This window comes from Paenibacillus sp. sgz302190, assembly GCF_059820445.1.
The window spans coordinates 205,930-228,281 of the sequence record NZ_JBZYAO010000003.1; the positions used below are offsets into that span (position 1 = coordinate 205,930).

The 22,352-nt window shown below is 52.2% G+C and carries 12 protein-coding genes and 3 pseudogenes; 10 read left to right on the plus strand and 5 right to left on the minus strand.

Going from position 1 to position 22,352, the window contains the following annotated elements:
- The first annotated feature begins 1 nt into the window (after position 1).
- The 7 genes and pseudogenes from AC6RNO_RS06030 to AC6RNO_RS06060 all read left to right on the plus strand — a co-directional run bounded on the left by AC6RNO_RS06030 (position 2) and on the right by AC6RNO_RS06060 (position 6,693).
- On the plus strand, positions 2-934 hold the full coding sequence (locus AC6RNO_RS06030) for a PD-(D/E)XK nuclease family protein (protein WP_497104942.1): 933 nt from the start codon (positions 2-4) through the stop codon (positions 932-934).
- 166 nt (positions 935-1,100) lie between these two features.
- Positions 1,101-2,306, plus strand: a complete 1,206-nt coding sequence (locus tag AC6RNO_RS06035) for an ROK family transcriptional regulator (RefSeq protein WP_474685869.1) — start codon at positions 1,101-1,103, stop codon at positions 2,304-2,306.
- Positions 2,307-3,064: 758 nt separating this feature from the next.
- Positions 3,065-4,180 carry a Gfo/Idh/MocA family oxidoreductase gene (locus tag AC6RNO_RS06040; RefSeq protein WP_497104943.1) on the plus strand — a complete coding sequence of 372 codons (1,116 nt, stop codon included), beginning with the start codon at positions 3,065-3,067 and terminating at the stop codon, positions 4,178-4,180.
- A 342-nt stretch (positions 4,181-4,522) separates the two neighbouring features.
- Positions 4,523-4,984, plus strand: a pseudogene (locus AC6RNO_RS06045) (helix-turn-helix transcriptional regulator); the annotation flags it as partial.
- A 73-nt stretch (positions 4,985-5,057) separates the two neighbouring features.
- A pseudogene (locus tag AC6RNO_RS06050) lies at positions 5,058-5,462 on the plus strand (DinB family protein); the annotation flags it as partial.
- A gap of 163 nt (positions 5,463-5,625) precedes the next feature.
- Positions 5,626-5,946, plus strand: a pseudogene (locus tag AC6RNO_RS06055) (YdeI/OmpD-associated family protein); the annotation flags it as partial.
- A 183-nt stretch (positions 5,947-6,129) separates the two neighbouring features.
- Positions 6,130-6,693 carry a DUF1177 family protein gene (locus AC6RNO_RS06060; protein WP_497104944.1) on the plus strand — a complete coding sequence of 188 codons (564 nt, stop codon included), beginning with the start codon at positions 6,130-6,132 and terminating at the stop codon, positions 6,691-6,693.
- 74 nt (positions 6,694-6,767) lie between these two features.
- Here the strand turns inward: AC6RNO_RS06060 and AC6RNO_RS06065 are convergent, their stop codons facing one another.
- The 3 genes from AC6RNO_RS06065 to AC6RNO_RS06075 form a co-directional block, all read right to left on the minus strand.
- Complete coding sequence (locus AC6RNO_RS06065; RefSeq protein ID WP_497104945.1) at positions 6,768-7,832, minus strand: ATP-binding cassette domain-containing protein; 1,065 nt, start codon at positions 7,830-7,832, stop codon at positions 6,768-6,770.
- 4 nt (positions 7,833-7,836) lie between these two features.
- Entirely contained in the window at positions 7,837-9,360 is a 1,524-nt protein-coding gene (locus AC6RNO_RS06070; RefSeq protein ID WP_488436567.1) for an ABC transporter permease, read from the minus strand.
- 91 nt (positions 9,361-9,451) lie between these two features.
- Positions 9,452-10,561 (minus strand): extracellular solute-binding protein, encoded by a 1,110-nt coding sequence (locus AC6RNO_RS06075; protein WP_488436568.1) that lies wholly within the window; start codon positions 10,559-10,561, stop codon positions 9,452-9,454.
- A gap of 160 nt (positions 10,562-10,721) precedes the next feature.
- Between AC6RNO_RS06075 and AC6RNO_RS06080 the strand changes: the two genes are divergently transcribed.
- Entirely contained in the window at positions 10,722-11,402 is a 681-nt protein-coding gene (locus tag AC6RNO_RS06080) for a response regulator (RefSeq protein ID WP_497104946.1), read from the plus strand.
- Positions 11,399-13,156 (plus strand): ATP-binding protein, encoded by a 1,758-nt coding sequence (locus AC6RNO_RS06085; RefSeq protein ID WP_497104947.1) that lies wholly within the window; start codon positions 11,399-11,401, stop codon positions 13,154-13,156. The genes AC6RNO_RS06080 and AC6RNO_RS06085 overlap by 4 nt, the downstream gene beginning before the upstream one ends.
- Before the next feature lie 98 nt (positions 13,157-13,254).
- Here the strand turns inward: AC6RNO_RS06085 and AC6RNO_RS06090 are convergent, their stop codons facing one another.
- Entirely contained in the window at positions 13,255-13,818 is a 564-nt protein-coding gene (locus tag AC6RNO_RS06090; protein ID WP_474685917.1) for an acetylglutamate kinase, read from the minus strand.
- 528 nt (positions 13,819-14,346) lie between these two features.
- On the opposite strand from AC6RNO_RS06090, the gene AC6RNO_RS06095 reads away from it, so the two are divergent.
- Positions 14,347-18,543 (plus strand): alpha-L-arabinofuranosidase family protein, encoded by a 4,197-nt coding sequence (locus tag AC6RNO_RS06095; protein WP_497104948.1) that lies wholly within the window; start codon positions 14,347-14,349, stop codon positions 18,541-18,543.
- Between the two features lie 734 nt (positions 18,544-19,277).
- Here the strand turns inward: AC6RNO_RS06095 and AC6RNO_RS06100 are convergent.
- Positions 19,278-22,295 carry an efflux RND transporter permease subunit gene (locus AC6RNO_RS06100; protein WP_497104949.1) on the minus strand — a complete coding sequence of 1,006 codons (3,018 nt, stop codon included), beginning with the start codon at positions 22,293-22,295 and terminating at the stop codon, positions 19,278-19,280.
- Positions 22,296-22,352 lie beyond the last annotated feature (57 nt).

Below are 22,352 nucleotides of genomic sequence, written 5' to 3' on the forward strand. Positions count from 1 at the left end.
CATGCCATTTGAGGTCACTCCGTATCCGGAATGGTCCTGGTCCGTATCCCGGCACCAAGTTTTGCTGGACTGCCCGCGAAAGTATTATTTTCAGTATTACGGCGCGCACAACGGATGGTTGAGAGAGGCGGAAGCAAGCCGGCAAACGGTTTACAGACTCAAGCAGCTGCAAAACTTGTATCTGCTGTTCGGCTCCGTTTTGCACGATAAAGCATTGAAAGCGGTGCTGCAGTGGCAAAAAAACCGGACGCTGCCGGAACGGGAGACGATGGCTGCCGAGATGCGGGCTGAGCTGAACCGGGCTTACGTGGACTCCCGGAACAAACAGGCGTGGTGGCACCAGCCCAAAAACAAAACGATGCTTCATGAAATGTATTACGAAGGCAATCTGCCGCCTGACCGTGTGCAAACGATAAAAGCGAGGCAGCAGGTGTGCTTGGATCATTTGCTCGGTTCCGAAAGTTTGGCTGAATTGTGTAGGGACACGAATTTGGAAATTTTGGAAATGGAGCAATTGGATTACATACTCATCAACGGGACTAAAGTATACGTAAAGCTGGACTTATTATACAAAAATAAAGACGGTTTCTGGACGATCGTAGACTGGAAAACGGGCAAAGACGACGAAAGCTACAAAGAACAAGTACAGGTATATGCCTTATACTTGAACGTGAAATACGGGGCTCAGCCTGAAAAGATGAAAATTAAAATTGAAAACTTGCTCTCCGGCGAGTGCAGCGAAATAGAAGTGAACGACTCCGACCTGGAGGAAGTCAGGAAGCAAATTACGGACAGCCAGTTGGAGATGGCAAAGTTTCTGGAAGACATAGCGGCCAACAAGCCGAAGCCTATCGATTATTTTTCTTCATTTCCTAGGAAATATAAGTGTGCCTCTTGCAATTACCGGGAAGTTTGCGGCGATGCATTTGTATGAATTGTCTTGTTTGGGAAAAAGAGGGGATTGGTGGGCGGCAAATTGGTCTGCGTGCGACTTTGTGGTAATATATGAACAGTCGTAACTAAAAGTATTCATAGATGCAGGCCGGTTTATTAGACATATGTTGCAAGCGGCGGCAAAGTGGCTAGGTGGTGGTCCCAACATGCTGTCCATGACGGCTGACATTCTTCAAATGATAAGAAAATCCAAACTGCCGCTCTCAAAAGCGGACATAGCAAGCAAAGCCGGCGTATCCTTGTCGGCGGTTTCGGATCATATCGAACGGCTGCTGGAAGGGAACCTGATCGAAGGTTCCAGCATCGGCGCATCGAGCGGCGGAAGAAAGCCGAAACAATACGCGCTGAACGCGGGCTGCGGATTTATTGTTTCAATTGAGCTGGGCACCGCGGTCGCTCAGGTGGCGATAACCGATTTTAATTGCCAAATCATAGACTCGGCTGCGTCAGCGATTCAGATCCAGGATGGACCTGAAACCGTTTTGACCCGGTTGCACGAGTGCGTGGAACGATTGCTGAAAACAAACGGTATCGAGAGCCGTTCGGTCAAAGGAATCGGGATCGGCATCCCGGGCCCTGTCGAATTTTCGTCCGGCCGGCCGGTTTCGCCGCCGATTATGCCGGGTTGGGACCAGTATCCGATCAAACAGTTTTGGTCCGCTTATTTCGATTGCCCTTGCTACATCGATAACGACGTCAACATTATGGCGCTCGGGGAGTACGCCAAAGGCTTGAACTTCGAGGTCGAGCATTTGATTTTTGTCAATGTCGATACGGGAATCGGTTCCGGCGTTATTTATGACGGCAAGCTGTACCGGGGAGCGACCGGAAGCGCCGGGGACATCGGGCATTTTGACATCGGCAGTGAAGTGGTCTGCTGGTGCGGCAACCGCGGATGTCTGGAAGCGACGGCCGGAGGCAAAGCCATCGTCACGAAGGCTAAGGAGCTTGCGCTGTCGGGGAAAAGCGAGTATTTGCTGAAAATCGTCCAAGAGGAAGGGAACATTTCGCTCGCGCATATTGAAGCGGGCTTGCTGAGTCTGGATCCCGTTTCCACCCAACTTGTCCGCGAAAGCGGGGCGGCGATCGGCCGCGTTATCGCTGCGGTCGTAAACTTTTCCAACCCGTCTCTGGTATCGATCGGCGGCGCTGTTTCCGGGTTCGGAGACTTGTTTCTGGCGGCAATCCGCCAAAGTGTGTATCAGCGCTCTTTGCCGCTCGCTACCCGCAAATTGATCATCGATAAATCAGTGCTGGGAAGTACGGCCGGCTTGATCGGCGGCGCTTATATGACTATCGACCAGTTGATCATACAAGCGACGAACGATAAAACCGAGGCGTCTCTCGGTTGAATTTCATATAGTATGGACAATGTAAACTTTGCCTTGGGCAAGGTTTTTTTGCATGGAATGGCGGGCTAGCGGCTTCACAAACGGCATAATCCGGCCGGCAAAGCTGTGAAGGTGCAGGCTCGTTCGCTGGAAGCGGCCGGTTTTTGGCGGGAAAGCCGGCCATGGCGATAATGCAGGAATTTCCGGTCGGGACGGGCCTGAGGGGTGCCTGCAGGATTGCTTTGAGGAAAGGCATCCAGGGGGGAAAGCTGTGTTTTTCAGAATGTTGAAAAACTCGCACGTCAGAGCCGGCAGCACATCTGCTTGATAGAGCGAGGAAAGCCTGCAAAAGTGCAGGTTTTTTGCTCGTCGATATGTCAGCCGAGATAAATTCCTGCAAAAGTGCAGCAATTTTCGCCGAATTCGGGGCTCAGCTCAATCTGGAGCGAAAATTCCTGCACAATCGCAGGCTTTTCGCCAAAATGAGGTACTTTCAGCGGAAAAGCCTGTACTTTTGCAGGTTTTTTGCTCCAAGACGCGCTTGCAGTGAGTTGGCGCAAACAGTGCATGGGCACGCGCCATCCAGTCAAGTCAGCACACGCTGTTGGCGAAAGGTGCGGCCATAGCTGGGACAAAGCGGAGGCTTATAACCCCTTGCGCTAAACTGTTGAAGCATTCACACGGTTGAACGCCATTCCATATACTTTTAACATTGAATGTTAAAAGTATAACTGATATAATCAAAAGTATACTACGAACAAATGAAAAGGAGAGGCGCTATGAAAAAAGTCAAGGCAGCTGTTATAGGAGCGGGCTTTATTGGAAGGGCGCATATCGAAGCTGTACGAAGGCTCGGTTTTGCAGATATTGCAGCGGTCAGCCAGAGCAATCAGGCTAAGGCCGAGCAATATGCCGCAGAATTGAACATCCCCAAGGCTTATGGACATTATATGGAACTGCTGCAGGACGAGGAAATTGAAGTTGTACACAATTGTACGCCGAACCATTTGCACCATGAAATCAATAAACAGGCGCTGCTGCACGGTAAACATCTGCTTTCGGAAAAGCCGCTCACTCTACTAAGTGAGGAAGCCAGGGAACTATATGAACTGGCCGCGGAAAAGCAGCTGTATACCGGCATCAATTTCAATTACAGGCAGTTTCCGATGGTGCAGCAGCTCAAAAGTATGGTTAAAGACAAAGATCTGGGCGAGATCCGCATCGTCAGAGGAAGCTATTTGCAGGATTGGCTGCTTTACGACACGGACTACAACTGGCGTATGGAGCCGGAGTTCGGCGGACGCACGAGAGCGATCAGCGATATCGGGTCCCATTTGTTCGATTTGGTCCAGTACGTTACTGGACTCGGGATTTCTGAAGTTTTGGCGGATTCGTCCATCGTTATTCCAAAGCGGTACAAATCGCGAGAAACCTCGGAACTCGTTGACGTCCACACCGAAGACTACTGCTCGGTTCTGGTGAAATTCGATAACGGAAGCAGGGGCGTTTTTACGGTATCGCAAGTGTCGGCGGGAAATAAAAATGCTCTGGAAATTCATTTGGACGGCTCTTTTTCGTCCGGTTCTTGGAAACAGGAGGAACCTTTTGTGCTTCATATGGGTTATCGGGATAAACCGGCGGAAGCGATAAAGAGAGAGGCCGGCATTTTAAAAAGTGAAGCGCTTCCATTTGTGCATTATCCGGGCGGGCATGAGGAAGGCTGGCCGGATAGCTTGAAAAACATGATGAGGCATTTTTACGACGCCATTAGAAATAAAAAGCCGCTCGCCGACTCCGTGGCTACATTCAAAGAAGGCTACCGAACCATGCTCGTCAATGATGCGATCGTCAGAAGCGTAAATTCGGGAGGGTGGGAAAAGGTACACCGGGTATAATTCATACATGATTGAAAAAAATCTGGAGCTGCCGCGGCAGCTCCTTTTTGCGAGCTTGCCCGCCGACCCGGCGCGATAGAATGACTCCCCGCAGCAAACATTTTGCGCCTCCACATTCGTCATATACCGTTCCCCGCGGTAGCGATGCTCTCCAAGGGAACTCCAATCCAGCTTGACGTCACACGCACCGGAGGTCTTCTGGGAGCGCGTCAGGTAAAGCGAGTTCCTCCGATTGGTCAAACGACACAACAAGCAGGCCTGTCCCAAGATTTTCGCACCGCGTGCAGCTCCCAGCGTGTGGTGTTGGCTGCATGACGGCGGTCGGTCGACCACATTTTGCCAGAAAAACTGCAGACGATCGGCCCGGAGCATCGGACCACGAGTCTGACAGTGGACTTTGAAACCAGCCGGACGGATCCTGACGCGCTTCCACATTTACGCACGGCCATTTCCCGGCGAAATATCGTCCGCTTTGATTATATCAATGCAAAGAATGAACGCACGACCCGTGAAATGGAACCGCTGCGGCTTCATTTTAAATATCGTAATTGGTACATTTACGGGTTTTGCCGAACTCGGCGAGAGTATCGGGAGTTTCGACTGTCCCGGTTGATGAATTTGTTTCTGACACAGGAAACTTTCGAGCCGCATCACGAAGTGCCGGAAGAGGCTGCTTTTTCATACAAGGAATGGCAAGATCAGTTGGAGGATGTAGTGATCCGGGTGGGGCCGGAGGCTTTGGCGGAAGCGCTGGATCAGTTTCACCAGGTCGATAAGCAATTTCATGCCGATGGAAGTATGACACGCTGTTGTCAAACTTCTTTTTTTATACTGACATCAGGAAACAACTTCAAATCCATAGCAAATCAAAAAGGAGACATTACCCACCATCGCCCATGCCCTTAATCATATTTATGCGGTTGATAAGATGTGGTATCTGGTTTTAACGGGCACTGGCATGAAAGAGGCTCTGCAAGCATGCATACCGCTAAATGAGAGCATCCTGCATTCTGTGGATGAATACGCCAATATTTTTGCCCAGTTATCGGAACAATACGGGGAATGGTTCCGAAGTCAAGCCGATTTGGAACAAACCATTTTGCTTGACAATCCATACGCCGGAATCCGCCAAACACGCTTATCGGAAATTGTGCTGCATATGGTCAATCACGGGACCTATCACAGGGGCAATGTTTCTACAATGTTGCGTCAGTTGGGCCACGCATCCGCCATGAACGACTATGCACTTTTTTGGTATCAGCAGCCTGCGGAATCCATTTAATCCCTTACGCCGTAAGATTGGTTAAGGGCACTGAGTAGTGTAAAAGGGCGATATTTCTGAGATCAGAGAAATCGCCCTTTTTACTTGTCAATCACTCTCCATACTTAGAAAGGAGATTGTATTTTATCCATGGAAATTGAAAATCTAATTGCAGTAAAATCAAGAGAAGAATAAAGAACGTGTCCGCCGCCTCGAAAAGTTGGGGTTAATGAGAGACGAAGGAAGAAAGGTACTTCCTGATATGGGGCATGATTCTTTTAAAATAGATTGGGTTATAAAGCAAAGGCTAACAGAGGAAAGGCAAGTATATGAGAATTTTTTGGCATTTCCGGCACTTTATAAAAGAGTTCGGATCGACACGATACAAAGCAATAAAAATCAGCCGGAATTATTTAAAAGTAGATTAGACAAATTGATAACAAACACTAGAGAAAATATAATGTTCGGTCAATGGCATGATAATGGACGCCTGCTAGATTATTGAGATGCGCTAAGGTCGTGGCGTTCACAGTGACGGCAGGCTGCATCTGCCTCACATGCTCCGCCACCTTGACCAACCTGTACCGGTACCACCGCGATTTCGCGACACGTCTCCGTACTCATCCCATGCAAAGTTCCCCTGTAGTACTCGCAATTTGCTCGCCCTCGGGGAGCGAATAGACGACGGTTGTCGTTTTCCAGCCCGCACACACCCGAAAACCTGCAAAAGTGCAGGTATTTTTCAGTAATCCGCTCGTTTGGAAGAAATGCCTGCAATTGTGCAGGCATTTCGGTAGCTTGGTCAGTCTTAGCCCCAAATTTAGCGAAAAAAACTGCACATTTGCAGGAATTGCTCAGATTCAGCGTATTGGGGAATAAAAAAGATGTATTTTTGCAGGTTTTCTGCGCATCCGCTGTCCGTTTTGCGGTGGAGACGTCGAAAGAAGTGACGAACGGCACGTGCGCCTTTTACAGTGAGGAAGAATTTGGTAAAATGCAGCAAATTTGCGGTCCGATGAAAGTTTTCCAAACGATTGTCTGTCAACGGGTCTCCCCGTCATGTTGTCGAACGCGCCGGTGTCCAAAATCATTTCGGAAATTATTTGAGACGGGAAGCGAAATCGATGGACTAATCTTTGATCGAAACGAGCAGGGCGCGATTTCCGCCGACTATGACAAGGTCAGTCAGTTAACCGACAAAGTGACAGCGGTGCTCAGCCGCGGTAAGCAAGGCGATCTGCTGATTAAATAGCAAAAAGCCTGGTCCTTCGCCGAACCGAACGGCAGGGGGCCGGGCTTTTTCGTATCAGAGCCGTCCGGGCGGCTTTAAACGACGACGATATGCCCGGCATCCGGCTGCAGCCGGATATGTTGTCCTGGCTTTACGTCCTCTTGAAGACCGCAGTTCACAACGATTTCATGCAAATCCCGAACGCCCTGAATATGAACGGATACTTCCTGAACCGGGCCCATGAACGAGACGGATTTGACGATCCCCCGTATCGTTCCTTCGGCGCACAGGGTCAGACTTTCCGGGCGCAAACAAACGGTTGCCTGGCTGCCGCGGTCGGGAATGTCGCTGCAGGGGAAAGCGCCTATATCCGTCTGCACGAGTCCGTTCGCAATGTCGGCCTGTCCGGGCAAGGTGTACGCTCCGCTAAGAAAAGAGGCGACAAACGCCGTGCGCGGCCGGAGAAACACCTGCTGCGGCGTCCCGGCTTGCTCAATCGCTCCGTCTTTCATGACCAAAATCTGATTCGACAGCTGCAGCGCGTCCTTCTGATCGTGGCTGACGAAAATGGCCGCGACCCGTTCCCGGTTCAAAATTTGCTTCACTTCTTTGCGCAGCCCTTTCTTCAGCTCTTCATCCAGATTGGAGAACGGCTCGTCCAGCAATACGACCGCAGGCTTCGCCGCCAGGGCGCGGGCCAAAGCAACCCGCTGCTGCTGGCCGCCAGACAGTTCATGCGGGTAGCGGCCGGCCAAAGCTGTTAGCCCGACCAGCTCCAGAACTTCTTCAGTGCGCTGGCGGCGGGCTTTTTTCGGTAATTTGAAGAGTGCAAAGCTAATATTGTCATAAGCGGTCATATGCGGGAAAAGCGCATAATTTTGAAACACCATCCCCAGACCGCGGCTCTCCGGCGGAAGCGATGTTTCGGCGGAGGAAACGAGCCTGCCCTGAATGTAAATCTCGCCTGCATCGGGAGTTTCCAAACCCGCAACGAGACGCAAAGCCGTCGTTTTTCCGCATCCGCTAGGTCCAAGGAGCGTAATAATTTCCCCTTCGCCGACTGACAGGTCTATCCCGCATAAAGCTTGCTTGGAACTGCCCGGATAAGTTTTTGCAAGCGAACGGATGCGTATCACTTCTTTTGATGCATGATCTGTCACGTTGTTATCCTCCCATTGTTTTGGTTCCCAGCAGCGATTTTAAAGAAATAAGCGATAGGATCACGAGGATAAGCGCTACCGGTGAAGCTTCCATGAAGTAATAGCCTTGAGCTTCCGTCCAGACGCGAAAAGCCAATGTCTCAAAGCCGATGGGACGAAGCACCATAGTAGCCGGAAGCTCCTTCATGGAATTGACGAAAACGAGCGACCAGCCGGCGACAAGCCCCGGTGCGATAAGAGGCAGCGTCACTTTGGCCAGTGTCCGCAGCGGCGTATGCCCCATTACGCGGGATGCTTCATTCAGAGACGGGGCGAGCTGCTGCAAGGAAGCTTCCTGCGACTGCATCGCTTGCGGTAGAAAGCGGATGACATAAGCCAAAACGAGAAGCGCAACGGTTCCGTACAAAACAGGCACATAACGGTTAAAGAAAAAGATGATGCCCAGAGCTACCACTGTTCCGGGAAGCGCGTAACCGGCGTACGAAAGGCGGGACAACAGCTCGCTTGAACGCGATGGATATTGGGTGCGCAGGAAAGCGACGGGAAAAGCGAGCAGTGTCGCGGCCGTTGCCGACAGGGCGGAGACCGATACGCTGTTCCAGGCGTACTGCAGCGTTTTAAAGCCTATCATGTTCGTTTGCAGTGCCTGCACCGTCCAAAATACCAACATGCCCAACGGGAGGGCGGCAGCGATGAAAACAATGAAAATCACATACAGCAGAGCGGCCGGCTTCCATTTCCCGAGCGGAATAAGTTTGACGTCTTTTGTCGAGGCGCCTGTCTGGAAGTATCGGACCCGTTTGCGGCTGCCCCATTCCAGTCCGATCACAAGCAAGGTCATGAGCGTCAGCACGAGGCTGAGCACGGCCGCCCCGGAACGGTCCGAGCCGCGGTTCAGCTGATCGAAGATCGCGTAGGTGAACGTGCTGTAGCGCAGCATGCCGACAGCGCCAAAGTCGGACATTACGTACAAGCTGACGAGCAGCGCCCCGCTTGCCACGCTCGGACGAAGCATCGGCAGAATGATTCGGAAAAAAGCGTGTGCCGGTGAATAGCCTCCCACCCGCGCCGCTTCTTCCAGGCTGACGTTCATTCGATTCAGCGCAGCCAGCACGAGCATATATACATACGGAAACATGAAGATCGACATAATGATCCACACGCCCCAAAAATGGTATACGGAAATGTACTTGAACGTATAGACGGGAGCGCCCGTCAACCGGCTCAGCCATTTAGGCACGAGTCCTCCCGGCGTCAACAAAGAAATATAGGCAAATGCCCCAACATAAATCGGGATGACCATCGGCGTCGCCAGAAGCCAGCGCCACGCCTTGCGCCCGGGCAAATCCGTGCGGGCGACCAGCCAGGCCAGCGATACGCCAAGCGCCAGCGACAGCAGGGTGACGCAGACGGTCAAAGAAATGGTGTTCCACAGCAAGAACGGCAAAAGGTGGCGGCTCAGTTCGCCCCACAGTTCGAGCTTGGCCGATAATGCATGGACGATAACGAAAACAAGCGGCAAAAGCATAAGAAGTACTGCCGCTACAGCTAAAGCGGCAGTACTTGCAGAAGGTCTCTTTCGATTGCGGATTCTCAGTGTCAAAGTGATGACCGTCCTTCTATTTAATCGGCAAGCCTCCGACCGAATCGATCAGCTTGCGGGTTTTGTCCAACTCGGCGGCGAGCTGCTCCAGCTTGACATTGGCGAATTTCAGCTCGCTCATAGGTTTGCCCCGCTCCTTGAACGGAACGCCCTGCACAATCGGAACCTCGCTGTTCAAGCCCGCAAACATTGCCTGGCCTTCATTCGACAGCAAAAACTGCACGAACTTTTCGGCTGCGTCTTTGTGCTGAGCTCCTTTGACGATGCCGATAGCGGCAACATCGTTGACAATGCCCATTTGGCCTTCCTGTTGGTCCGGATAAACGATCCCGACATGGTTGTTGTCTTTCTCGTCCAACTGCTGGTAGTAATAATAGTTGTTGATCAGGCCGAACTTTCGTTCGCCGGCTCCGACAGCTTTGCGGATATCGTCGTGATTGCTCAAGACGGAAACGTTATTTTTGACCAGACCGTCCAGGAACGACTTTGCCGCATCTTCGCCTTTAACAAGCCGGATTGCCGACACTTGAGCTTGCAGCGATTGATTGGACCCTGGCGTAATGAACAGCTGGTCTTTATATTTAGGGTCGCTTAGCTCAAGAACGGAGGTAGGCAGCTCGCTTTCTTTGACAAGATCCTTATTGTATAAAATGACCCGATAGCGCGAAGACAGGCCGGTCCAATAGTTTTTGGAGGAATGCCACGCAGGGTCGACCGGTTTCAGCGTCTCGTCGCTCATTTGCTCAAGCAGGCCGTTATTGCCCATGGAATCAATAATGCCCGCATCCAGCGATATATAGACATCTGCTGCGGGATGCGCCGCTTCTTCCTTGATTTTGTTGGCAAATTCATTGGAGGCGCCGAACTGGGCTTTCACTTTAATGCCGGTTTTCTTCTCAAAAGCGTCCATGATCGGAACAAGCAGCTTCTCCTTGCGTCCGGAATACATGACGAGCTCTTTGGATTCGGCTGCTGCCTTGGCTGTTTCCGCAGGCACGGCGGACTTGTCGTCAGGCTTCGGGCTTGTCCCGCAGGCGCTGACGATAGCGGCCATAATGACGATAAGGGAGGCTAGGGTGACAGCTTGTTTTTTTGCATGTCTGCGGTGCGGGTGTTTCTGGTTCAACTTGTTTCTCTCCTTTAAAATTGTTTTCGTAAAAAAGGTGATTTTGATAATCATTATCGTTATAATACATTAGAGTTGTGTAATTCGTGTGAATCGATTCAAAATAAATGAATTTTAATGTTAACATAGATGGCGCAAGAGAAATGAATGAGGTGAAAGCGTGCGGAGAACTGTTTTGATAATTGAAGATGAAAGGCGGATTCGCGAAATTGTAGCCGATTACTTTAGCGAGGCCTCATGGCATGTTTACGAGGCGCAGAACGGCGTCCAGGCGCTTGAACAATTCGGCAAGCATCGGGTCGATCTCGTTATACTTGACATTATGATCCCCCAGTTGGATGGATGGTCCGTATGCCAGCGCATCCGGCAAATGTCTGCGGTGCCCATCATTATGCTGACCGCCAAATCGAATGAAGAGGACAAGCTGCTCGGTTTTGAGCTGGGTGCGGACGATTACGTGACCAAGCCGTTCAGCCCGAAGGTGCTTGTGGCCCGTGCGAAAACGCTGATGAAACGGGTCGAAAGAACCGTCGGTCATGAAGATCATATCGTTTCATTCGGCAAAGTCAAGCTTGATAACTTGGCTCACACGGTGCACGTCGACGGGCAAAGCATCGATCTGTCGTCCAAAGAGTACGACGTTCTCTTGTTTTTAATTAAAAACGAGAATATCGTTTTGTCCAGGGAAACGATTCTTAACCATGTATGGGGGATCGACTATTATGGCGACCCGCGGGTCGTGGACACCTATATCAAAAAGTTGCGCGGCAAGCTGGGTGCGGATGCCCGGCATATCGCCACTGTTTTTCGAACCGGTTATAAATTCGGGGAAGTTCAATGAAAAGACAGGGGATTGTAGCAAAGCTGTTTGCCGTGACGTTTTTGTTTTTCGTCGTGTTCTTTGCCGTCGTCATCTTGGGGCAGTTCTGGTTTTTTGAAAAATTTTATCAGCATCAACGAGCCGAGGAACTGGATCAGAAGGTGGCGGAGTTTACAGAACAGTACACGCGCCAAAATTGGACGCGAAGCGAAATGATGCCGGTTATCGCCCGTTTTATTAATCAAAATAGAGCGCAAGTCGCCATTCTTGATGCTGAAGGCAATGTCAAATACGACAACCCGTTTCGAATCCGCCTGCTGACGGATCAAGGGTTGTCCGTCGCAGTCCCCGTCTCCTTCTTCCCCGATATAGAGCGTTTGACGGAGCTTGGCCTGAAGCGCGGGGACCGGATTACAGTCCGAGGCAATTATTATTCGGAGATCAACAATCAACTGTTCTCTCCCTATGTGATCTCCAAGCAAGGCGTGCCTGCAATCGGCAGCTTGCCTAACGGTCTTGCTGAGGGGCAAGCTCAAGAGGTGAGCGGTACGATAACGGACCTGCTGCTGCCTGCACCGGCACAATGGAACAAGCGTGAAGGGATTTTGGCCGCTGCGTTGAAAGAGTGGCTGCCGATTCCGCCTAAATATGCGGACAATGTGAAGAATGGACAGGCGTTTCATGCGGAGTGGACCGAACCGGTCAGCGGGGTCAGCAATATTATATTTATACGGCCTATTATGGCGGACGGCAAAATCAGGGAATATGTATTCGTTCTTACGCCGCTAACACAGCTCACGGAGTCATTCGGCGCGCTGAAAGTTTATTATTTATATTTGGGAATCGGCGGATTGTGTCTGATCGCCGTATTGTCCTTCCTTTTTTCCAGAATGGTTTCCCGGCCGCTTATTTCATTAAACCGCACTGCCGTTCGCATGGCGAACATGGATTTTTCAACGAAATCCCCCATCCGCAGTCATGATGAAATCGGCAGCTTATCCAAAAGCTTGAATACGTTATCGGAAAATTTGAACCGGACGCTATTTGAGCTGCAGCAGGCGAACGGCAAGCTGGTGGCGGACATGGCGTATAAAAACCGCATGGAACAGTTGCAAAAAGATTTCGTATCCGATGCGTCGCACGAATTGAAAACGCCGATCAGCATCATTAAAGGATATGCGGAAGCATTGCGTGATAATGTGAAGCAAAATAAAAGAGAGAGTTACATCGAGGTCATTCAAGACGAAGCCGAGAAAATGGAGAAATTGGTCGCCAGCATGCTGGAGTTGGCGAAGCTCGAATCCAAAACGGTTAAATTGAGAAAAAGATACTTTTCCATCCATCGTCTTATTCTGGATTCCGCGGAAAAGCTGGCTAAGCTTCTGGCCGACCGCAAATTGGAAATCGTTGCGGACGGAGCCGTGGAAACCGAAGTATTCGCGGACCCGGAAAAAATCGAGCAGGTCGTTCTCAATCTGCTCGGCAATGCGATCCGCTATGCGGCGGAAGGCGGCTTGATTCGGGTTCATGTCGAAGTCGAAGCCCGGCAAGCCGCCATTTTCATTGAAAATGAAGGGGAACGGATTCCCGAAGATCAGCTCGGGCAAATATGGGAACGCTTCTACCGCGGAGAACGCTCCAGAAACCGCGACAGCGGCGGAACGGGATTGGGATTGTCGATTGTCAAACATATTTTGGAGCTTCATCAAAGCGAATACGGAGCCGCGAATACGGATCGGGGAGTCGTATTTTCTTTCCGCCTGCCTGTCCGTTAACTTGGCTTGCATTTGCCGGAGATCAGCCGAGCAGTGCGCCGGCCGAACCCCGGGAAAGCGCGCAGTTGCGGAAAGCTTTCATCCGCAAGCAAGCCGGTTCAGAGAGCGAACTGCTTAACGATTCCGTCCGTGATGGCGTCCGACATGTCCAAAGCTTCCTGCTCGATTTTGTCATAGGTGTCGATGCTCGCCTTATAGTCCTTGTTCAGCATAGTGACCGCTTCGTTTTTGGTCAGCGCCAAATGCTCGTAGAACATTTTTTTCACGTCTTTTTCGGATAAGTAAGGATTGATGCTATGCAGGAATTTGGCGATCTCGTCCGCATTCGCATACCACGCTTTTTCTTTCGCTTTTACCGCTTTTTGGTCTCCGGCTTTCGCCGCTTTGACGAGATCCGCCGCTAGAACCAGATGTTCTTTGATCAGGTTTGCGTACGTATCTCCCGCCTGGTCGCCGTAGTAAGGCTTGAGCAAGTTCCCCATATCCGGAGCGTTGCGGAGGAGACGAGCGATCGTATCGTTCGCATCCGGCAGGCCGAAGACGATGCTGACGATGGCAAGCCGCGTCCACGTAATATGCTGTTCCCAAAGCAGCCGCATCTTTCTTTGCAATTCGACTTCCGCCTGGCTCAGGCATGGGGCGGCCTTCTCCGCGCGGAACATCGGCTCATCGGGCATCCAGCCCGGAAATGCCGGCGGCATGCTTGCCGAATAATAGGGCTGCCATCCCGAATAGGCCGCATTGGCGGCGGGATAAGTCCGAACAGGCCAAGGCCGGTAGCTCTCCCGCGGATCTGAGGGATATTGGAATCCCTCGTACGGATAAGGATACATGAGGATACGCTCCTTTAAAAAGGTTATATCACATACTATGGGCGATCTGCCCAATGGGTTCATCGAGGGGGGGGCGGCCGCAAACATACGTATATTTCAAAAAAAAAATAAATAATTATAACTTTTTCTAAAATAATTCCATTTTTATCCATATTACTTCGCCTTATAATGGGGGTACGCCTTCAAGGGTGAATCTCAGAATGAAGGGGAGATGCGATGGAGGCAACTGCCTGTATTTCCGCTGCGGACGGCATGATGCGGGTTTTGAGGTAACGGCACATGCGTCCGGGTAAAAATGATTGCGCTTTCAATACATGCTTGTCATTCCAAATTTTCGAGGAAGGAATGAACATAATAGTGAAAAGAAGTTTTTCTCTGCTCATAATTAGCAGCATGATCTTCAGTTTGTTGACGGCAATTCCGGTCCCATCCCTGGCGGCGCAGCCCCAGCCCCAGCAGCAAGAGCAGGGGGGCCCAATCCTGTGGTACAAGTTCGATCAGGCGAACGGATCGACGGTCACCGATGCGACCTACCACGGGTGGGATGGGACGCTGCATGGCGGAGCATCGATAGGGACCGGGCCTACCGGAGGCGCGTTAAGCTTGAACGGAACGGACGGTTATGTCAGCCTGCCGGAAGGCATTTTTCAGCAGGTCAACGATTTTACCGTTTCCGCCTGGGTGAGAGTGAATCAGAACAAAAACTTTCAACGCATTTTCGACATCGGCACGAGCAAGGACAGCAACATGTTTATGACTCCGAATGCAGCTGAAGCCGGGCTTCGGTACGCCATTACGATCGGCGGCTTGAACAACGAGGACAGAGTCAGTAAAAATGCGAATATGGCTTTGAACGTCTGGAATCATGTGGTTCTTGTGCAGCAAGGCCGTACGGCAACGATCTACGAGAACGGCATTGAGGTTGCTCAACATACAAGCATGAACTTAAAACCGTCGGATTTGGGCCGCACGACCAACAACTGGATCGGCAAGTCCGTGTATGCCGCAGACCCTTATTTTGCGGGACAAATAGGCGATTTCCGCATCTATGACCGGGCGTTGAGCGGCCTGGAAATCAAAGATTTGTCCAGCGTTTCCGGCTTAACCGATAACGAGGCTGTAAACGCCGTGCAGCAGTCGCTCACAATCGGCGATACGAGCGCAGTCAAGGCGAATGTGCAGCTGCCGACAGCCGCGGGGCTGGGCGTAACGGTCAGTTGGGCTTCGAGCCATCCGGAAACGGTAAGCGCTGACGGTACCGTTGTCCGTCCCGCCGGGGGAGAGGCGGATAAGAACGCAGTCCTGACGGCGACGATCGCGAAAGGATCGGCGAGCGTTACGAAGTCGTTCAATGTCCGCGTGCTTGCGCAAACTTCCGTCAAGACGCTGACGGTGGATGCCGCTCATCCCGGCATCGAGATAAGTCCGACTTTGAACGGCATCTTTTTTGAAGATATCAACCATGCCGGCGACGGCGGAATTTATGCCGAGCTTGTCGCCAACCGTTCTTTCGAGGACAATGCCTCGAATGCGGCGAACTGGTCGCTCCTTAAGAACGGAACCGCCGGCGGGACGATCTCGCTTATTACGGACGGCCTGTTGAACCAGGCCCAGCAAAGGGCGCTTCGCCTGCAAATCGATTCCGTCGGAACCGGCGAAAGTGTCGGCATTGCGAATTCGGGCTACTGGGGAATCGGCGTTAAAGCCGGGGAGCGGTACGAACTGTCATTTTTCTCCAAAAGGGATGCGAATTTTAGCGGACCGCTTAGCGTTCGGCTTGAAAGCGCCGACGGCACCAAAGCTTATGCGGAAAGCAGCGTCGAGCAAGTGACCGAAAGCTGGCAGCGGTACCGCGTAACACTGATGTCAACCGGCACGGATCCCAAGGCAAGATTGGCCATCACAGCCAGCCATGCCGGAAGCCTCGATTTCGACGTCGTTTCTTTGTTCCCGCAGACATGGAAAAACACGCCGAACGGTCTGAGAACCGATCTGGCAAGCAAGGTGGAGGAGATGAACCCCCAATTCGTCCGTTTCCCAGGGGGCTGCTTCGTGGAGGGAGATGTGCTCGCGAATGCGCTGCGCTGGAAGACGACGATCGGTGATATTTCGGAGAGGCCGGGCCATTACAATTTGTGGGGCTATCAATCGACCGACGGGCTCGGTTTTCACGAGTTTCTCGTATGGGCCGAAAAGTTGGGTGCAGAGCCGCTTTATGTGACCAATGTCGGCATATCGCATAAAGAGAGCGTGCCGCTCGATCAAATTCAGCCGTGGATTCAAGACGCCCTCGATGCGATCGAGTACGCCAACGGCTCTGTGACCAGCACATGGGGCGCCAAACGCGCAGCGAACGGGCACCCTGAGCCATTCAATCTGAAATATGTGGAGATCGGCAATGAGAACAACTTCCAGATGACGGACTATTTGCAAAGATACCCGCTCTTCTACAACGCTATTAAACAAAAATATCCGGAAATTACAACCATTGCCGATTCCTTCCTGAACGGTTTGCCTGTGGAATGGGTCGATGAGCACTACTATCAAACGTCAAAATGGTTCATGGACAACTCCAACCGCTATGACAATTACGACCGCAGCGGCCCGAAAATTTATGTCGGCGAATATGCGGTAACGACAGGCGCAGGCAAAGGAAACTTGGGCGCTGCGCTCGGGGAAGCTGCGTTTATGACAGGCATGGAGCGCAATTCGGATATCGTCAGAATGTCCTCCTATGCTCCGCTTCTCGTTAATTCGAACGACCGCACATGGAACCCGGACGCGATTGTATTTGACAGCTCGCGCTCTTACGGAACGCCCTCTTACTATGTGCAGAACATGTTTGCCGGTAATCAGGGCGACCGCGTGCTGCCGACGACGCTGACGGGCGGCGGTCAGGCTGCGAAGAACGACGTAACAGGAAGCATCGGCTTCGCTACATGGAAAACGCAGGCCGAAATTGACGACGTCGCGGCTACGAGCAACGAGAATGGCAGCACCCTGTTCAGCGACAATTTTGCGGCGACGAACGGCAGCTGGAAGACGAGCGGGGGAACCTGGAGCGTCCGGAACGGGACTTACGGCAATGCCGGCAACGGGGAAGGAGACCGCTCCACAGCCGGAGATGCGAGCTGGAGCAACTATACGTACACGCTCAAAGCGAAGAAGAACGGCGGCAATGAGGGATTCCTGGTCATGTTCGGCGTCAAAGACAGCGGCAATTATTACTGGCTGAATTTGGGAGGCTGGGGAAATACGCAGCATGCGATCGAGAAAGCGACTGACGGAACCAAATCGTTGATCGGAACCGCCAAAGCGGGCACAATCGAAACCAACCGTTGGTACGACATCAAGATCGAGGTGTCGGGCAACCGCATCCGGTGCTATCTGGACGGAACGCTGCTGTTCGACGTGAAAGACAATCCTCCGAATCCGGGGCCTCTGTATGATGTGACGAGCATGGATCAGGACAGCAAAGAAATCATTATGAAAGTCGTGAACAGCTCGGACAGCGAACAGCCGGTGCAGATCAAGATTGACGGAGTGGCGCATGTCAGCGAAAAGGGCCGGGCTATCGTGCTGACCTCCGGCAGCCTGAACGACGAGAATACGTTCGAGGCGCCGACGCGCATCGTACCGGAAGAAAGGCAGTTGACCGGATTGGGGCCTCAATTCGAGTACAGCGCAGATCCGTATTCCGTCACTATTTTGCGGCTTTCAACCGCGGATTCGAATCCTTCTTCGCCGGGAGCGGTTCTGCACGGGCCGGATCAGGCCGTCAAGGGCGCGTCGTTTGATTTGAATTACGGTCTAAACGAAATCCGGCAAAACGTATATGCGCAAGATTTAACTTTTACGTTCGATCCGAGTCAAGTGGAATACGTATCGGCGGACGCTTTGAAAGAGCAGGTCGTCGTCGATCAAGCGCTGAAACTCGGTCAAGTCCGGCTGATCGTTGCGAATATCGGAGCCGATCCTAAGCCGGGCGGCGAGCTGCTGAAGCTGCACTGGCAAGTGAAAGCCGATGCGCCGGAGGGTTCGGCGACGATCGCATTGACGAAGGCTGTGCTTGCCGATGAAACCGGGCGGGAAACCGAATTGGCGGGCAAGTCGCACATGGTTCAATTGAGCGTTGTCGACAAAGCGGCGTTGAATGCCCTGATCGCAGACGCACAAAGCAAGCATGACGCAGCCGGCGAAGGCTCAAGTCCGGGCCAATATCCTGCAGGCTCCAAAGCGGCGCTGCAAGCGGCCATTCATCAGGCGCAGGCTGTCGCCGGCAGCGCTTCGGCAACGCAGCAGCAGGTGGAACAGGCGCTGAGCGCACTGAATGCGGCGCTGCAATCGTTCCTGGACTCGGTCGTTCGCACCCTGCCTGGCGATACGAACGGAGACGGCCGCTATTCCATAGGCGACCTGGCCATTGTCGCAGCCGCCTACGGCAAAACGTCCGCCGATCCGGATTGGGCGAATTACCGGAAGGCCGATTTGAACAATGACGGCAAAATCGACATCGAAGACCTCGCCGCCATGGCTCGAAAAATATTGCAGTAGGGCCAATTTGTGTGTTCGATGATACAAATTGTATCAGAATCGCGAAGATGGCGTTAATCGATCAAAAACACAAAATAGAGGCTGTCTCAAAAGTCATGAATAATGACTGAGGGACAGCCTCTTCCGAGCTTGATTTTGAGGAAAGGTCTGCGATTGTGCAGGAATTCCCGTTAAAAATGGACCTGAGCTCATGCAGCAGCCAAAAAGCCTGCACATTTCAGGCTGTTGAAAAACCCCCGCGATTAGAGGAGATAGCCGTAATCTGCCTGTCTGCACGAAAAAAACCTGCAAAAATACATGAATTTGCGTCCTTGATCGCTGGCATGAAGAATTCCTGCAAAAGTGCAGGTTTTTCACTTAACACATGGACTCAGATTCACTTTCAGCGAAAATTCCTGTACATTTGCAGGTTTTCACCAAAATAGGCCGATTTCGCCGAAAAAAAACTGCACTTTCGCAGGTTTTCTCCCTGCAAAGCTATCTCCTGCCCAGTTGTGTAGCTCCGCGACCAACACTGGGAGAGACGCGCGCCCAGAAAAAGCGGCTGCTCCCAAATTAGGGCCCCTCTTAAGGTTATATCACATACTATGGGCGATCTGCCCGATGGGGGTTCGTCGAGTCAAGCCGGTTCGGGCGCCAAAAGACCTCGCGCAGCCGGATCCCGCGCCCGAACGCAGTAGAAGACGCCTCCATGGAGGCGTCTTTTATATTGCCGAAGGGCGGGGCGCCCTACCTTATGCGCCGACGGTCGGGCCGGCTGCCGGAATGCTGCCGGCGGCGGAATCGGCCTCTTTGCGCTGTTTGCGCGATTTCCGGAAGAAGAACAGTTCGTAGACGACTGGAATGATGATCAGCGTCAGCAAGGTGGCTGCGCTAAGACCGCCGATGACGACGATCGCCAAGCTTTTGGAGACGATGCTGCCCGTTTCGGATTTGCCGAAGATGAGCGGCAGCATCGCGCAAACTGTAGCTACAGCGGTCATCAGAATCGGGCGCATCCGCGTGGCAGCGGCTTCCAGCAGCGAATCGCGAATCGTCATATGCTGCTCGTTATGAATGACCCGGTCGATGAGCACGATGGCATTGGTGACGACGATGCCGATCAGCATCAGCGCGCCGAACATCGCGGTGAAATCCGGCGTAACGCGGGAGATGACGAGCCCGAGCACGGAACCGATCGCCGCCAGCGGCAGCGAGGTCATAATGGCCAGCGGCGAGCGGAACGTTTTGAACGTGATGACCATGATCAGATAGACGATGCCGATGGAGATGAGCGCCGTCTTGCCGATCTCGGCAAAATCGTCCGCTTGCTGGGCGGAAGCTCCGCCGAACTTCATGGTGATGCCGGCATACTGGGGCATTGCGCTCACTTGAGCCTGCACGTCGTTGCCGACGAAGGACAGCTTGGCAGGTTCGGCCTCCGCGGTTACGCGAATGTACGGCTTCCCGTCTTTGTGGAACAGCGAGCTCGCTTCATTCGTTTTTTCGACTCTGGCGACCGAGGATACCTGGACGTTGCCTTTGGTCGTGCGGATCATAATTCGGGAAAGATCCAGCGTGCTGTTCGGCTCCACAACCGGCGCCATCTTCACGATCGTATCGTGGTCCTTCAGCTTGATTTGGCCAATCGCCACTTCATTCAGCATCGACTGCAGCTGCGCACCGACTTCCTGCGTGTTGGCCTTGGAAGGATCGACCTTGAAGGAGAATACAGGCTTGGTCTCTTCCTGGTTGCTGGTCACTTTCTGCACGCCGCTCACCGTTTTCATTTTATCCATAAGCTCGGCGGCGGCGACCTCGACCATTTTGGAGTCTTCGCCCATAACGTCGACGTAAACGGCGGAGGAGCTTGTGCTGCCGGTTTCCAGCTTGGCTTCGGGATAATTGTCTTTTTGTTCCTTGATGCGATTGGTAAACGCAGTGGCGTTGACGTCTTTGTTCAAGACGATCGAATAATCCACTTTGGACGGCGAAGTCACGTTCCCCCATTTGGCGGCGTCCGCGCTGTTGCCGTTTTGCATCAAAACGTATTTGGCTTCCGGCTGCTGCATAAGGAACGCCTCCAGCTTTCTGCCCTCTTCCAGCACTTTGCTGGACGGCGTGTCGCTCGGGTACGTGAGGGTAACGCTCGCAAAGGTGGAGTCGGACGAATCCAGCGCGCCTTTCGGCATCATCATATAAGTGGCGATCGATCCGACAAAAAGCACGATCGAGACGACGAGCGGCACCCACTTATGATTTAAATTCCATTTTAAAAAGCCGACGAACCGCTGTGAAGGCGGATGCTCTTTCATTTTGTTGTTTTTCAGCAGCACCGAGCTGAGCAGCGGCACTACGGTTAAGGCGACAATGAGCGAAGCGAGCAGGGAATATGTCACGGTCAGGGCAAAAGGAAGCAAAAACGCCTGCAGAGAGCCCTTCAAAAGTCCCATCGGCATGAACACGGCGACGGTCGTAATCGTCGAGGAAGTGATAGCCGTCGAAACTTCTTTCGTCGCTTCGATGATCATGCCGATCGAAAATTTCTCTTTTTCCAGCTTGCGGTAAATGTTCTCGATGACGACGATACTGTCGTCCACGAGCCGCCCTACGGCGACGGCAACGCCGCCTAGTGTAATGATGTTGAGCGTGACGCCGGAAATTTGCAGCAGGTAAAGCGTAATTCCGAGCGAGAGCGGGATCGAGACGATGGTGATCAGCGTTGCCCGGACATTCCGCAGGAACAGCAGGATGACGACCGTTGCGAACAACGCGCCCATCAACACTTCCCGCAGCATGCTGTTCACCGAAGTGACGACCATGTCGGAGGAGCTGTAGAAGACGGCGAGCTCCGCTTTGGGTATATCCTTGTTCATACGGTCCACGGTGTTTTGCACGTCATGGGCTAGCGTCACCGCATTCGCGCTGGCCGCTTTCGAGACGATGGCATATAGCACGTCTTTTCCGTTCAAGCGGCTGACGCTGTCTTTGGAATCCTTGAGTTCTATGGTAGATATGTCTTTCAAAGTGATATCAGACGTTACTTTTAAATCTTGCAGCGTCTTCAGATCTTCGATGCTTGTGCTGACTTTGATGTTGCCGGCTTGCCCTGCGATCGTTTTTTCGCCGACGGCAGCGGAGATGTTGCGTCCTTGCAGTACGGTTGCCACATCTTGCGAAGTCAGGTTGTACATCGTAAGTTTATCCGGGTCCGTTTTGATCAGGACGATCGGCGACGTTTTGCCGTAAAGAATAACGCTGCCGGCGCCATTTATTTTTTGCAGCTCGGGAATAATTTTCTTTTCCGCCGTTTCCACATTTTCCTCGGTCAAGCCGTCCTGGAATGCAATGGAAATCTGCGAAACCGGAATCATCGACGTGTTGAGCTGCAGCACGTTCGGCTTCGATACGCGGTCAGGCAGCGTCACTTGCGCAAGCGCCTCTTGAACTTCGGTTTTGGCATCCTTCATGTTGGTCTTGGATTCGAAGTTCAGATCGATTTTGGCGAATCCTTCCCCCGATGTGGAGAACATGTCCTTTTTTCCTTTAACGAGCATGACGGCATCTTCGATCGGTTTGGTGACAAGGCTTTCCATCGATTTGGCATCGTAGCCTTGCCCGATTACGGTAATCGACACCTGCGGATTATCGGCCTGAGGCAGAAATTCCATGGGCAGCGATCTGTAGCTCATGAACCCCATGGCCAGCGCCATAATGACGAGAAACAGGATGGCCGCTTTATTGCCGAAGGACCATTTTGTAAGAAAAATCATTTATTTTACTCCCTTCAATTCCACTCGATCTTGTATGCTCCATTTTCCATTATAAAG